Origin of the sequence: Paenisporosarcina sp. TG20 (assembly GCF_000286315.1) — a bacterium.
Lineage (GTDB): Bacteria > Bacillota > Bacilli > Bacillales_A > Planococcaceae > Paenisporosarcina.
The window spans coordinates 1-14,622 of the sequence record NZ_ALJG01000364.1; the positions used below are offsets into that span (position 1 = coordinate 1).

Consider the following 14,622-nt stretch of genomic DNA (forward strand, 5'->3'; position numbering starts at 1 on the left):
TTATGAAATTGACTCACTTATGAAAAATAAATTTCACAGAATCATTTGCCTCCCATCCATTTCGAAAGCGGATATATTCCGAGGCTCTGGACGACTAGAGAAATAATGACTACTGGAAATGCAAGAGAAATCAAATTATTCGTATGCACATCGTTAATTGTACTCAAACTTAACAATAAAAACACCGACATCGATCCACGGATACCCGACCAGGAAATGAGGAATGCTTTTTTCCAATCGACCATTTTTCGCAACCCGCTAAATAATTGCATTGTGCTAGATACTACGAGGAAACGGATAAGAATCGTGGCTATAAATACACCAATAGCTAGCCCCCAGTGAGTAAATGTTAAATAGTCTGTTGCCACAATACCAATTAGTAGAAATAACAGTGAAAGTAATGTGGGTTCGACAACGTCCCAAAAACCTGACAATGCTTCACTGTAATGATCTTCTTTATTAATATGTGTAAACTCCCATGACAACATAATCCCTGCGGCAACAGTCGCCAGCACACCAGAAAAACCAAAACTTTCAGCAAGTTGGAAAACCCCATAAGCGATGATGATACTGAGCATGACCTGATAATCGCGATGGTGTGTGTAGTGCACAGCTTTACTTAATAACCATCCTACTACAATCCCAAGACCTATTCCGCCTATAGAGACATAGCTAAATTCACCTAAAATTGACCAAACATTAAATGCTTTATGATTTATGTACATACCTGAAATGACGCTAAACAGCACAATACTCGTTCCATCATTAATCAGCGATTCCCCATCAACAATATCAGCAATACTTTTATTTGGTGATGCTTTTTTAAGTATCGCAACTACAGACACAGGATCAGTAGGCGTCAGAATTGAAGCGACCAATAAGGCTCCTAAAAAGGTTATTGAAAATACTAAGCCGCCTAAATAATATACCACCACCCCCATAAGCCCAGCAGTTAAAATGATTCCAAAAGTGCTTAGCATTGCGATGATACCTGCGTTTTTTCGTAGCGCAGTTGTGGAAAAACGATAAGCAGAGGTAAATAGTAACCCTGGAAGAAACACATTATAAATGATATCTCCCGTTACTTGGACATCTGAAAAATAGGGGATAAACGATAATGCTATCCCAATCAACAGAAGTACGACGGGCACCGGGAAATTTTCTTGTTTTTTATCGATTGTAAAAACGATATAACCAATGGCTAGTAGAATAATTATTAGTGCTGTAGACATCAAATTTCCTCCATACTGAAATGAATATGATTTAATACCTTTTGCAGCATATGACGGTTTTCCCGTTATACTAGCTAGACTCGTATCTTTATTACAGTTTAAATTTACCCTACCGTCCGTAATAGTAAACAGTTTCATTTCGTTAACTCATGTTTATAATACCAATCATAAGTGGAGGCTTGGCAGATCTCCTCGGCATGACGCCCATACGACACTAAACGCTACTACAATTGCCTATTCAATTTCCACAATGTCTCAGGAGTTAAATGTTAGTGTTATTTTTTATGGTTATTCATTCCTGCATTATATAATCGGTTCCAACTGTAACACCAGTTGCGGTGTAAGTTTTTCAACACACTGGAACTTGATCGAACTAGGGGTTTATTATGCGTTCATTGGAATTACGATTGAAACTCCGTTTTGTCTTTCGAGACGGTCAAACGACAATTCATGGAAAACGAATCTGGTGACTCTGTCATTAGCTCGGTAAATGTCACAAGTTCATTATCCCGCTCATGGCTATTTGGCTGATTCTTGGTCATCCCACAATTGATAGGAAACGTTTGGAAATATAAACTCTTTCTTTTCCATGACCTTGAACACTTCTACATTCCCTTATGTTGGAGTTGCATCCTTCTATTATTGGCGTTTTATATCTCCGTATAATCCACAAACACGTATTTTAAGCATTTCCATCCACCATTCGATGATTTAGGTTTGTGTAAGTATTAACTGATTTAATGAGTTGTTTGATTGAAGGTAAATTATTTTGAAATCTCTACACTAAAGATATGATGATAATCTTACAATAGGTTATCTGGACAATAAAGTAATTATCAAGCTTAATCATTCCTACTGTAGATTTATACAAACTGAAGTGACTACAACTTTAAAACAAATGGTAAAATCATTAGCAATGACGATGTTGATTAAATGGACGTGTTTCTTTTATGATTTTATGATTTGGGAAGCGCATTAAAATGAAACCTGATGAGGGGTGTAATAATGGAAAAACGAAATGGCAATTCTCAATTGATCGACTTGGTGCCTATTGGTCTAGTTTTACTCGATAAAGAATTTAAAATTACTAATATGAATAAGTTTGCTGAAGACAAGCTGTTTTGCGACAAATCTAACCTTATTAATCAATATTGGACTGATGTATTCCCTAACTTTATGACAGAAGCAAGAAAAATGGCAGACGCAGAAATATCTCAATTTACTTTTGCAGGGGAAAGTTTTATTGCGAAGACATCGCCTTATATCTCGGATGGAACAGCAGGATTTAGTTTGTTATTCATGACGAAATCATCGTTGGAAGAATTCACTGAAGAAATGGATTCTTATCAAAATTTAGTGGCCGACCTTAAAGCAATTTTTGATATATCATATGATGTTATCTATGTTTCAGATGGCAACGGGAAAACCTTATCAGTCAGTGCCGCATCTGAATGGCTATGGGGCTACAAGGAAAGCGAACTGATAGGTAAAACAGTTTACCAGCTAGAGGCTGAAGGTGTATTTAAACCTTCAGTGACTAGGTTAGTGTTGGAGAAAAAAGAAAAGGTTTCCTTTGTTCAAACAACAAAGACTGGAAGACGTTTAATGGTGGTCGGTATACCGATTAAAGATGAAAAAGGTAATATAACCAGGGTGGTAAATGCTTCCCGTGATGTAACAGAAGTGGAAAAATTAGAATCTGAAGTCGAATTATTAAAACAGATGACAGAAGGTTACCGGCAGGAAATAGAAGGCTTTCGAGCAAGGGATGAAATCGAAAAAAAAATTATTTCAAGAAGTGTAAAAATGAAGCAAGTAGTAAACTTTTCTCAGAAAATCGCAAAAGTGGATTCTACAGTATTGATTTTAGGAGAATCCGGCGTCGGGAAAGAAGTAATTGCTTCTTTTATCCATAAATGGAGTAATCGAAGCACTAAGCCCTTTATCACGCTTAATTGCGGGTCAATGCCCGCTCATTTATTAGAAGCCGAGTTATTTGGCTATGGAGAAAAAAATGCCGAAATGGGTTTAATTGAAATGGCGAACTCCAGCACTTTATTTTTAGAGCAAATCGACGAAATGCCAATGTCCACTCAGACCAAATTCCTGAGAACGCTACAAGGAAAAAACAGTGTTGGTGAAACGTTGAATTTGAGGATTGTCACAGCTTCCACTAAAGACTTGAATCTATTGGTTAAAGAAGGGAAATTTAGGGGAGACTTGTATTATCTATTAAATGTAGTCCCCATTTATATTCCTCCATTAAGAGAACGGCAAGAGGACATTATCCCTTTGGTCATTCATTTTACAGATCAGCTATGCCAAAAATACAACGAAGAGAAAAAATTTAAGCCCTTACTATTAAAAAAGTTACAGGAATATTCTTGGCCGGGTAACGTACAAGAACTACAAAACATTATTGAGCGGTTATTTGTAACCTCTGAAGGAGTCTGGATTGAGTTGGAAGATTTACCAGAACATATGAAAGTGGATAAAACCCATGAAAAAAGCATTAAAATTAATAAAATTATTCCACTTAAAGAAGCAATAGAACTGGTGGAAAAAGAACTTCTGGAAATGGCTGAACTAAAATATGGATCAACGACAAAGATTGCCAAAGTTTTAGGGGTCAACCAATCAACAATTAGTAGAAAAATTCAAAGATATAAAAAAACTTAATTATTTTTGCGCCATTGCATACCAGTTATGCACCAATGCATAACTGGTACTTGGTAGGAATTTACCTTAATAATAAAACTAAATAAAGCATTTTAACTTAAAGTCTATGCATTATTGCATAGACTTTAAGTTGCGCACATATTGTAACCGAAGTTGAAGGATGTTATAACTAATAACAAGTTTTAAAAAAAGGAAGGAGCCAGCAATATAATGGATAAACAAAAGGTTATGGTTGCTGCAATTCAAATGAACTCTGTTCCATACGACCTTCAAGGAAACTTGAAGATGGCGGAACAATTGATTACCCAAGCTTTGCAGAAAAACGGGAAACTAATTGTCCTTCCTGAATTATTCAATACAGGTTATAGAGTGGAAGACAAAGATACTGAAATGGCAGAAGAAATTCCCGGTTACACCACAACCTGGTTAACCGAGATTGCAAAAAAGCATAATGTCTATTTTTCTACTGCTATTTTGGAAAAAGGAGCTATTAAAGGGATTGTATTTGATACTGCCATTTTGGTAGGACCGGAAGGACTAATCGGAAGTTATCGTAAAACGCATCTATGGGATCTTGAAAATATTCGATTTACAAAAGGCGAAGATTTTCCTGTCTTTGAAACACCCATAGGGAATATAGGCATGCAGATTTGCTATGAAATAGGCTTCCCTGAAGGAGCAAGAATATTAGCCTTAAAAGGGGCTGACATTATTGTATATCCTTCTGCTTTTGGAAAAGCCCGAAGGTATGCATGGGACATAGCATCAAGAGCTCGAGCTTTAGAGAACGGGATATTCATAATTGCCGCCAACAGAACAGGTACTGAAAAAGGGGAAACAATATTCGGTGGAGGTAGTAGAATAGTTGACCCATTCGGGGAGATTTTAGTTCAGACAGAAAATGAAAGTGATGTTATTTTAATAGAAATTGAGCTAAACAAAGTAACGGAACAGCGGAGAATGCTTCCTTACTTAAGAGATTTAAACAAAAATTTATTTCCACAAGGATTGGCTAAAAAACCTTTTTAAGGTGTTTTCATATATAGATTAGAGCTTTTTCATAGCAAAAATTAAAGCGCTTACAGTTGGGTTGGGTTTTGTGTTTTATTAAAACCAAGGGAAATGAGGCAGATAAAAGTGAAAAAAAACACATTGATTTCAAGAGATATTTTACCTACACATGGTAAGAATAGAGTTATTTCCGGTTGGGGATTCTTTAATATATGGGTGGGAATGGCAGTTATCATTGCTACTTTTCAAATTGGCGCAAACGGAATTGAATCCATGTCTTTATGGCATCTTGCAGGAGCAATTCTAATCGCGAACATAGTTATTGCAATTGTTGGAAGCTTAAGCGGAGATATCGGCGTCGAGCACGGACTGTCATTTGCAGCTTATATGCGCGCTCCATTCGGAACAGTGGGTGTACATCTTCCTGCTCTTAGTCGGGGAATCGTTGCAGCCATCTGGTTTGGAATTCAAACATATTTAGGAGCAACAGCCATTAACTATATCGTCAATAGTATGACTGGCTTCGACTCTTGGTTTACATGGTATTTAGTTTTTGCAGCTGTACAAATCATCAATACAGCTATTGGTATTAAAGCAGTAGACCGCTTTGCAGCGATAGCTGCACCTGCTATTATTATCATTTCTGTTTGGATTTTCTTTGATATGGTAGGAATGGCCGCAGATAACGGAATAAACGTATTCAGCTACGTAGGTACAGGCCAGACCACTACTTGGTTTTTGATCATGGTGGCCAATATGGGATTCTGGTCAGCATTAGCCGTGGACATTCCAAATATCACAAGATACGTCAAGGCACCAACCAATGAACGTAACTGGTTTAAGAGAAACAAAAATAACTACTTGCCGCATATCATCGCGTTACCTTTAGTCCAGACATTTATGGGGATAATTGGTGCGGTTAGCCTTCTTGCAGCAGGACTATGGAATCCGATTGAAGTTATTCAAGCTACTTCGACTGGTTGGATTATGGTGGTCCTTCTAGTGATGGTTGTTTTGGCACAATGGTCGACGAACTCAGCTGCCAATTTAATTCCAGCTTCTTTAACTTTTGTAAACGCGGGCGCAAAATTTAATGTGTCTTACACCTCGGGCATTATTATTGCAGGGGTAGTAGGCACATTGTTCCAACCATGGGCTATATTAAATCAATTATTTGTCTTCTTGGGTTATTATGGTGCTATATTATCGGCAGTAGCTGGAATTATCATTTGTGATTACTATATTATTCGCAAAAGACGTCTTGCTGTTCAAGACCTATACAATCCGGAAGGTCAATTTAAATTTGATAACGGAATCAACTGGGCAGGCATGATTTCCTGGGTGGTTGCAGGTGGACTTGCTGTTTATTTCCTTCAGTACATGTATCTCGTAGGATTCCCGTTAGGATTTATTTGCTACTATTTGTTAATGAAATTTTGGTATTTGAAAAGACATCCTCAAAAAGAAGTAGAATCAAATTACTCGGACGAATACCTTGGCACTACTGTGGGTCGCGATTGGGTTATTAAGGACAATGGTGAACAGTCTGTTAAATAGTTGTATTTTGTATCAAACATTTAGAACTGGGCAATATGAACTGAACAAATTTTAAGTAATAATAGAAACAAATTGTTGATGATACATAATCAGCAATTTCTATCAAAAATAGGGAGCGATGACAAATGGCAAAAAAAGAAATTTTGGTGGCTTATGGTGTGGACGTGGATGCAGTAGCAGGTTGGCTCGGGTCATATGGAGGAGAAGATTCACCAGATGATATTTCAAGAGGCCTTTTTGCAGGAGAAATCGGCGCACCTCGTTTGCTAGACCTATTTGATAAATATAACTTAAAAACAACTTGGTTTATCCCGGGGCATTCTATAGAAACATTCCCTGAGCAAATGAAAGACGTGCATAACAGAGGTCATGAAATCGGAATTCACGGGTATTCACACGAAAACCCAATAGCTATGACTTTACAGCAAGAAGAAGCTGTATTATTAAAGTCTATCGATTTAGTCAAAAAACTGACTGGAAAGAAACCAACAGGATATGTAGCACCTTGGTGGGAATTCTCCAATGTGACAAATGAATTGCTTCATAAAAATGGTATTAAATACGATCACAGTTTAATGCATAATGATTTCACTCCATACTATGTTCGAATCGGTGACAGTTGGACCAAAATAGATTATTCTAAGCAAGCCGAAGAATGGATGAAACCATTGCAACGAGGGAAAGAAACAAGCTTGATTGAAATCCCAGCAAACTGGTATTTGGACGATCTTCCGCCTATGATGTTCATTAAAAAATCACCTAATAGCCATGGTTTTGTAAATCCTCGCGATATTGAGGAAATGTGGCGCGACCAGTTTGATTGGGTATACGAAAATATGGACTATGGTGTGTTTACAATGACAATTCACCCCGATGTCAGCGGCCGTCCACAAGTATTAAAAATGCACGAGCGCCTAATTGAGCATATAAATAAACATGAGAATGTTAGATGGGTGACATTTGACGAAATTGCCGATGATTTTGCAAAACGCAATCCGTTCAAAGGGTAATCCCTATATCTAAATTATCCGCTCTTAGTTTTAGAGCGGATAGTTCTATTTAAACATTAAAGGAGGGTTTCGAATGTGCATCTTATGTGGGGAGTTCGTTATGCAAATCCACTGGACTGACAAAACTTCGACTGATGAAACAGAAATACTGGTTGGCGACCTTCAACGGACACGCATGCGAACACGTTTACACCGCGCGAAATTATGCAATAAAATTCTCAGTTACTACCGTTTAAAGTTGGAAGACTGGCATGGGAGCAAATTTGTTTTGCGAGACCTAAAAGGCAATCAAGAAATTGTCCACGATTTAGGGGCGCTCTGGGGCACTGCTGAAAAAATGCTAGGTGGACCAATAAATCCGTTAGATCCAAATTTACTTCAGCAGATTCAAGAGGAACAAAATCTACTAAGGAATGAAAATAAATGACTAACTCCAATAAAAAGCCTATCACCATCATCACTGGTTGTCTTGGAAGTGGGAAAACAACTTTATTACGGAAACTTCTAAAGAAACCAGAATTACAGCATAATACAGCAGTCATTGTAAATGAGTTTGGAAAAATTGGGCTCGATCACCATTTACTGAAAAAAACAGATGAAAAAACAGTACTATTAAATGGTGGGTGCATTTGTTGCAACAATCGGGAAGACTTGGAAAATGAATTGAAATCCTTTTTAAGTATGGACCATAATAAGGATGCATCAATTAACAGAATTATCATTGAAACAACAGGGATGGCAGACCCCTCCCCTATTCTATTTACTATTTTAACGAACCCGTTGCTTCAGCATCATTATTACATTGAAAGTGTTGTGGCAACTGTGGATACAAAAAATGGATTGCTTCATTTAAAAAACAATCCTGAACTTGTGAAACAAGTCATAGTAGCAGACAAAATAATATTAACGAAGACAGATATTTCAACACTAGAAGAGAAAGAAGAACTGATGAGACAGTTACATCGCATAAACCCTTCTTGTGAAGTTCATGAAGCTATTCACGGGGATATCGGAATTGACATTTTAAAAGTAGATCATCAGTCATTATCAATTAGTAAAATCGAGGCAGAACCTCTGAAAATAGAAAACACTAATCATTACGATTCAAACATAAAATCAATTTCATTTACATTTAATTCTCCACTTGACTGGACAGCTTTCGGACTATGGTTAAGTGCTCTTCTTCATGCAAATGGTGAAGATGTTCTACGTGTAAAAGGACTACTTGACGTAGGGGAAGACGGACCCATTGTCTTAAATGGTGTGCAGCATATTATTCATCCACCAGAACATTTGGATACTTGGCCTGATAATGTTAAACATTCGCATTTAGTATTTATTTTAAGATCCATCGAACCAATGGATATTGAAAAATCATTAAAATCTTTTCAATTCTTTTTGGGAACTGATATTGAAGTATTAGAATTAATTACAGCACTCTGAAATTTAAGATAATTAATTTAAAAATGTTCTTTTAGAACGATACTAACATACTTTAGGTTTTTCCCTGATTCTTGAAAGAGGCTTAATTAGTTTTCCAAGCTCCAAATTTATATACTCCCATTTTTGACTAACCCACGCACAGGTGTTAGGCATGCTTTCGGACACGATTTCTGTAACACCAAACTTAAAGAAGTATTGCCGAGAAATGGGTCTAAAGTCTACACTTTAGGCCCATTGCTCAACTATTGTTTCTCTGGATTCTGCATCGTAGATCAAGCTTTCCTTTTAATAAAATAGCAGAAGAAGATACAATTCACTCCCCTCCTACTTGCCATAAAGTTACGAACTTTATAAATACATTCCTAGTAACAAAAGCGCTAAAGCGCACTTGCTCACGTCCCGAGTCTACTACTGAAAGACTCGGGACTATTTTTTCGCTCTGTGCATCGTCCCACCACAAAAAGGACATTCAATCTCGACTTGTCCACCCTTACGCAAGTCATCTTGAAAATCCTGCACAACAAAATCAGGAATGTCGTCTGTTTACTGACAATCCCTACATTTAAATTTAATCAGAGTTATTTCGTCATTTAATCCGAATGGATCTCTTCCTCTAACGACTTCAAAAACTCTCTGCTTAATTCATCCAGCTCTTTGTTTTTTTCATTGGCAGCTATCCCCCGTGTTTGGATAATTTTCATGTCTTCCATGTAATGATACAGGAAACCATAATCAGCGTGCCAAACTTCTACCAGGTCCATCTCACGATGGCAACATGGGCAATAAAAGGATCTTTATTCAATGTCTCTATCATCCGTTGTCGATAGCTCTTTCTTTTTTTCTTTGTTTCCAATAATAAAGAAAGCTGTTTTGTTGCATAAATGCATGGAGACTTAGGATATCTTTTGCTCGTTGGTAAGCTCTTCTACTTTACAACTCAAACGCCCAACCATTCGAAAATGATTCGATGAGATATGTTGTAATATTAGATATCCTATCATTAATTTATACGAACAGTTTACTGAACAATTACCCACATGTCTAAAATTTTATAATTTCCTAATAAGTAAAAAACTTTTGACTTATTGATAAAAATGATTTACGCTATAAACGAACGTTTTCATATTAATTTAGTTTATTATTCGTTTTTAGGAGTGTTAATAATGGAAAATGTATTTGATTATGAAGATATTCAATTAATTCCTGCAAAATGTGTTGTAAATAGTCGTTCTGAATGCGATACATCCGTTACTCTAGGCGAGCACACTTTTAAGTTACCTGTAGTACCTGCCAATATGCAGACGATTATAGATGAAAAGATTGCTATATACTTAGCGGAAAATGGTTACTTCTATATCATGCATCGTTTTCAACCAGATAAGCGAGCATCATTTATTAAAGATATGAAATCGCGCGGTTTAATTGCTTCTATCAGTGTTGGAGTAAAAGAAGAAGAGTACAAGTTCGTACAACAATTAGCCGATGAAGAGCTGTATCCAGAATTCATCACAATCGATATTGCCCACGGTCATTCGAATGCAGTCATTGAAATGATTCAACATATAAAGAAACACTTACCTCAGAGTTTTGTGATCGCTGGTAATGTAGGTACTCCTGAAGCAGTAAGGGAATTAGAACATGCAGGTGCTGATGCGACAAAAGTCGGTATTGGACCAGGGAAAGTATGTATCACAAAGATTAAAACTGGATTTGGAACTGGTGGGTGGCAACTAGCCGCACTACGTTGGTGTGCAAAAGCAGCTACTAAACCGATTATTGCTGACGGTGGAATTCGTACACACGGGGATATCGCGAAATCAGTAAGATTTGGTGCATCCATGGTCATGATTGGTTCTTTATTCGCTGGACATGAAGAATCACCAGGTGAAACATTTGAGAAAGACGGAAAGCGCTTTAAAGAATACTTTGGTTCAGCTTCTGAATTTCAAAAAGGTGAAAAGAAAAACGTGGAAGGCAAGAAAATGTTTGTAGAGCATAAAGGTCGTTTAGAAGATACGTTAAACGAAATGGAGCAAGATCTCCAATCATCTATTTCGTATTCGGGTGGCAATACGTTGGAAGCCATTCGTACTGTAGATTATGTCATCGTCAAGAATTCAATATTTAACGGAGATAAAGTATACTAACGGTTTTCTTCCGGAAGAATATAGAGAGAAATAACCCATCTGAGTTACTAACTCAAGGATGGGTTATTTTTATGAGTAGAACATGAAAATAGAATCTCTAAACTAAATTGGTCAGATTTAAGGTGAGCATTCAGACGCAAACCTGAAGTACCCAGACCTACAGAACGAAATCGAGTGAGAATTAATAAAAAATTTAATGTGATAATTGTTTAACAAACATCCTTTATCACGGGTGGCACCGCATAAACTTCTACATTTATTGAATTTGGTTTACATAAAACACAACATTTCATTACTTCAAGTTGACTAGATAATTGCAGTAAATAGTTTTAATAGTTTTTCGCACAGACACTTGCTTTGAACTCCTGAGTTATCTGTTTTTTATGCTATACTTTATAAAAATGATTCGGGGGTGTTTGGATGGCACAGTCAAAACCTAATCGACGAATGACGATTGTGGAGGTTAATGATTGGGATGGAAGTTGGGAATTAATCAACGGAACACCTTACAATATGACGCCAGCTCCTACACCCATACATCAGCGAGTTGTTGGGGAACTCTTCTTCGCGTTACGAACACATTTCGGAAAAACTGGGTGTTCTGTGTACGTTTCTCCATTTGACATTCAGCTAGACGCTACGGATGACTATACAATTGTACAACCCGATATATCTGTTTTTTGCAATACAGATTTGATAGGAGATAAGCGAGCAATCGGTTCACCTGACCTTATTGTTGAAGTACTTTCGCCCTCGACAGCTTTGAAGGACCGTAACAATAAGTTCACTCTTTACGAAAGGGTAGGTGTAGAAGAGTATTGGCTTGTCGATCCACACAATGAAACGATTGAAGTGTATGCACTTTCAGAAAATCGGTACCGTAAACGGAAGGTGTTTGGACGGAATGATTCGCTTCTATCGTTCGTATTCCCAGAATTGCTGGTTGAGTTATCTCAAGTATTTGTGGATTAAAACCTGTTAGTCTGCATATACAAAAATACCATGAACATTTGGTTCTTGGTACTCTTTAGTCATATAGTTTTTTGGAACAAAAGAGCCAAGCGATGGCTAAGGCCCTTGCTTGACTCTTTTTCTCTTCGATCCCCGACAATCTGCTCATTCATATGAATTCGATTTTAGGTTACACAAGAATAGATTCTTCTATTATAATATTTTGTTAAGAGTACCTATTTTAATTCTCGATACCATTTGGCTGCAGCTTCTACTTCACCCATTGTTAATTGGTGTCCTTGGTTTTCCCAATGGATATTAACTGTTGCCTTTGCATCTTCTAACAATTGTTGAAGATCCACTGACTCTTGTTGCGGACAAATTGGATCGTTTTTTCCTGCTGTAATAAACACATGTGTTCCTGTTAAGTCAGGAAGAGATATTCCTCTTCTAGGGACCATAGGATGATGTAAAATCGCTCCTTTAATCGCATGCTTAAAATGGAATAAAAGGCTCGCTGCAATATTTGCACCATTTGAATAACCAATAGCAATAATGTTTTGACGATCAAATTCGTATTTTGTGGCTACTTCATCTAAAAAAGCATTCAGTTCATTTGTACGGAAAATTAAATCCTCTTCATCAAATACACCTTCTGCTAATCTTTTAAAAAATCGTGGCATCCCATTTTCTGAAACATTTCCTTGAACACTTAAAACTGAAGCCTCCTTATCAACAATTTCAGCTAAAGGTAATAAGTCTTGCTCACTTCCACCTGTCCCATGTAGTAACAGTAGGACCGGTTTTTTTGAATCTGTGCCTTGTTTATAAATATGTTTCATATTGACTCTCTCCTTTCATAGGTTCTTTTTTCAGGTCAGAGGAGTTCCTAGCCGAAGCATTGACCTTTGATAAAAATAATAACATGTGTCATCTCATAGACATGTTCATTATTAAAATTTTATACTTAACTAATCATTTACTTACGTATTGTTTTTAATGCTGTTGTCCAAGGAATTACTTGGTCTAACATTTGACTTACTGAAACTTCTTGTTCATCTTTAGGTTTTAATACTGACCCATTTTCGAAGTCAGTGAATAACGATAATGCCGGATGTACGCGAACATGTGCTACTTGTAATTCACTTAAAATACCACGTAAATGTTCTGTTGCACGAGCACCACCTACTGAACCGTATGATACGATACCCGCTGCTTTATTGTTCCACTCGTCGCGTAAGTAATCTACCGCATTTTTTAGTGCGCCTGTGATGGAGTGGTTATATTCTTGAACGATAAAGACGAATCCGTCGCAACCATTGATTTGTGTAGACCAAGCCGCTGCGCCTGATGCATCGCCTCCCGCTTCACCTAATAGTGGTAATTTAAAATCTGCGATGTCGATTATTTCATACTCAGCGTCTCCGCGTTTGTCTGCTAATTCTTTTACCCATTCACCTACTTGTGGACTAACTCTTCCTTCACGTGTACTTCCTAAAACAATCCCAATTTTTAACATTTTATTTCCCCCTATTTCTTGTGTTTTATTGTCTAATCCAAATATTTTTTTGATAAAACTCATATTGAACCCTCTTTACTCATATTTTTTAGGAATTTCTCTTGTGCTTCTTACTGTATCAATTGGTCTTACAAGTTTTTCAATTTGAGCACGGTTTGGCTCTAAAAATGGAGGTAATGATAGCTTTTCACCAAGTGTTTCATAAGGTTCATCGCCCATGAACCCTGGACCATCAGTTGCAAACTCAAATAAAACTTGTGGTGTGACGCGTGTATATAGTGATTCAAAGAAGTGACGATTCACATAACCTGATGTCTGAAAACCAAATTTTGCAAGTCTTTCTGTCCACTCATCTAATACCGCTCTGTCTTCTACACGGAAGGCAACGTGGTGAACTGTACCGAAACCTTGTCTTCCATCAGGCAACTCTGTATTATGCTCCACGATAATTTGTGCTCCATTTCCACCCTCACCTACTTCAAATAAATGACTAGTTCCTTCTTCACCAATTTCGTTAAACTGCATGACTTGTTCTAACATTTGTTTAAAGTGAGTAAAATCTGAAATGGTTACAAAAATCGGTCCTAATCCTGTAATGGCAAACTCTAATGGAATCGGTCCTTTTTGCCAAGGCGTACCAGAAGCCACCCCTTCATTGAACTCATCTGAAATCATTTGATACTGTTGATCGTCAAAATCGACGAATGATAATGTCTTTTTACCAAATTGTTCTTTAATACTAGTGTGTTTCACTTGTAGTCGGTCAAAACGTTTTACCCAATAGTCAATCGCCGCATCAGTTGGCACTCGGAATGATGTTTTTAAAATCTCATTTTTGCCATGTGTCCCTTTTGGTATGTTTGGGAAATCAAAAAACGTCATATCCGTTCCAGCGCTTCCTTTGTCATCTGCAAAGAATAAATGATATGTTTTAATATCATCTTGGTTAACCGTTTTCTTCACTAATCGCATACCCAATACATATGTGAAAAATTCGTAGTTTTTTTCTGCACTACTTGTAATAGCTGTTACGTGGTGAATTCCTTTTAAATGGTTCATCATTATCCTCCTTA

13 protein-coding genes are annotated in these 14,622 nt (G+C 37.1%); 8 read left to right on the forward strand and 5 right to left on the reverse strand.

Annotated elements, in window-relative coordinates; genetic code table 11:
* Positions 1-41 precede the first annotated feature (41 nt).
* Positions 42-1,232: a sodium:proton antiporter gene (locus B371_RS0120120; protein WP_019416130.1), complete on the reverse strand. Its 1,191-nt coding sequence runs from the start codon at positions 1,230-1,232 to the stop codon at positions 42-44.
* A gap of 1,005 nt (positions 1,233-2,237) precedes the next feature.
* Here B371_RS0120120 and B371_RS0120130 point away from each other — a divergent pair.
* The 6 genes from B371_RS0120130 to B371_RS22210 all read left to right on the forward strand — a co-directional run bounded on the left by B371_RS0120130 (position 2,238) and on the right by B371_RS22210 (position 8,932).
* Positions 2,238-3,911, forward strand: coding sequence for a sigma 54-interacting transcriptional regulator (locus tag B371_RS0120130; RefSeq protein WP_019416131.1), 1,674 nt, complete (start codon positions 2,238-2,240; stop codon positions 3,909-3,911).
* A gap of 210 nt (positions 3,912-4,121) precedes the next feature.
* On the forward strand, positions 4,122-4,940 hold the full coding sequence (locus B371_RS0120135; protein WP_019416132.1) for a carbon-nitrogen hydrolase family protein: 819 nt from the start codon (positions 4,122-4,124) through the stop codon (positions 4,938-4,940).
* 108 nt (positions 4,941-5,048) lie between these two features.
* Entirely contained in the window at positions 5,049-6,479 is a 1,431-nt protein-coding gene (locus tag B371_RS22205) for an NCS1 family transporter (RefSeq protein ID WP_019416133.1), read from the forward strand.
* A gap of 125 nt (positions 6,480-6,604) precedes the next feature.
* Positions 6,605-7,489, forward strand: coding sequence for a polysaccharide deacetylase (locus B371_RS0120145; protein WP_019416134.1), 885 nt, complete (start codon positions 6,605-6,607; stop codon positions 7,487-7,489).
* A gap of 73 nt (positions 7,490-7,562) precedes the next feature.
* Positions 7,563-7,916, forward strand: a complete 354-nt coding sequence (locus B371_RS0120150; RefSeq protein WP_019416135.1) for a hypothetical protein — start codon at positions 7,563-7,565, stop codon at positions 7,914-7,916.
* The gene (locus B371_RS22210; protein ID WP_019416136.1) at positions 7,913-8,932 is read left to right on the forward strand and encodes a GTP-binding protein; all 1,020 of its coding nucleotides are present in this window, start codon (positions 7,913-7,915) and stop codon (positions 8,930-8,932) included. Before B371_RS0120150 ends, B371_RS22210 begins: the two co-directional genes overlap by 4 nt.
* Positions 8,933-9,522: 590 nt before the next feature.
* Here the strand turns inward: B371_RS22210 and B371_RS23660 are convergent.
* Positions 9,523-9,693 carry a hypothetical protein gene (locus B371_RS23660; protein WP_019416138.1) on the reverse strand — a complete coding sequence of 57 codons (171 nt, stop codon included), beginning with the start codon at positions 9,691-9,693 and terminating at the stop codon, positions 9,523-9,525.
* A 402-nt stretch (positions 9,694-10,095) separates the two neighbouring features.
* On the opposite strand from B371_RS23660, the gene guaC reads away from it, so the two are divergent.
* Positions 10,096-11,079 carry a GMP reductase gene (gene guaC, locus B371_RS0120170; RefSeq protein ID WP_019416139.1) on the forward strand — a complete coding sequence of 328 codons (984 nt, stop codon included), beginning with the start codon at positions 10,096-10,098 and terminating at the stop codon, positions 11,077-11,079.
* A 420-nt stretch (positions 11,080-11,499) separates the two neighbouring features.
* Positions 11,500-12,051: a Uma2 family endonuclease gene (locus B371_RS0120175; RefSeq protein WP_019416140.1), complete on the forward strand. Its 552-nt coding sequence runs from the start codon at positions 11,500-11,502 to the stop codon at positions 12,049-12,051.
* Between the two features lie 215 nt (positions 12,052-12,266).
* Here the strand turns inward: B371_RS0120175 and B371_RS0120180 are convergent, their stop codons facing one another.
* The 3 genes from B371_RS0120180 to B371_RS0120190 form a co-directional block, all read right to left on the reverse strand.
* On the reverse strand, positions 12,267-12,872 hold the full coding sequence (locus tag B371_RS0120180; RefSeq protein ID WP_019416141.1) for an alpha/beta hydrolase: 606 nt from the start codon (positions 12,870-12,872) through the stop codon (positions 12,267-12,269).
* 137 nt (positions 12,873-13,009) lie between these two features.
* Entirely contained in the window at positions 13,010-13,612 is a 603-nt protein-coding gene (locus B371_RS0120185) for an NAD(P)H-dependent oxidoreductase (protein WP_019416142.1), read from the reverse strand.
* 12 nt (positions 13,613-13,624) lie between these two features.
* The gene (locus tag B371_RS0120190) at positions 13,625-14,608 is read right to left on the reverse strand and encodes a ring-cleaving dioxygenase (protein ID WP_019416143.1); all 984 of its coding nucleotides are present in this window, start codon (positions 14,606-14,608) and stop codon (positions 13,625-13,627) included.
* Positions 14,609-14,622 lie beyond the last annotated feature (14 nt).

Coding starts and splice junctions, on each gene's coding strand:
- B371_RS0120120 (WP_019416130.1), bottom strand. CDS start 1,232: ATGTCTACAGCACTAATAATTATTCTACTAGCCATTGGTTATATCGTT.
- B371_RS0120175 (WP_019416140.1), top strand. CDS start 11,500: ATGGCACAGTCAAAACCTAATCGACGAATGACGATTGTGGAGGTTAAT.
- B371_RS0120180 (WP_019416141.1), bottom strand. CDS start 12,872: ATGAAACATATTTATAAACAAGGCACAGATTCAAAAAAACCGGTCCTA.
- B371_RS22210 (WP_019416136.1), top strand. CDS start 7,913: ATGACTAACTCCAATAAAAAGCCTATCACCATCATCACTGGTTGTCTT.
- B371_RS0120185 (WP_019416142.1), bottom strand. CDS start 13,612: ATGAGTTTTATCAAAAAAATATTTGGATTAGACAATAAAACACAAGAA.
- B371_RS23660 (WP_019416138.1), bottom strand. CDS start 9,693: ATGGACCTGGTAGAAGTTTGGCACGCTGATTATGGTTTCCTGTATCAT.
- B371_RS0120145 (WP_019416134.1), top strand. CDS start 6,605: ATGGCAAAAAAAGAAATTTTGGTGGCTTATGGTGTGGACGTGGATGCA.
- B371_RS0120130 (WP_019416131.1), top strand. CDS start 2,238: ATGGAAAAACGAAATGGCAATTCTCAATTGATCGACTTGGTGCCTATT.
- guaC (WP_019416139.1), top strand. CDS start 10,096: ATGGAAAATGTATTTGATTATGAAGATATTCAATTAATTCCTGCAAAA.
- B371_RS0120150 (WP_019416135.1), top strand. CDS start 7,563: ATGTGCATCTTATGTGGGGAGTTCGTTATGCAAATCCACTGGACTGAC.
- B371_RS0120190 (WP_019416143.1), bottom strand. CDS start 14,608: ATGAACCATTTAAAAGGAATTCACCACGTAACAGCTATTACAAGTAGT.
- B371_RS0120135 (WP_019416132.1), top strand. CDS start 4,122: ATGGATAAACAAAAGGTTATGGTTGCTGCAATTCAAATGAACTCTGTT.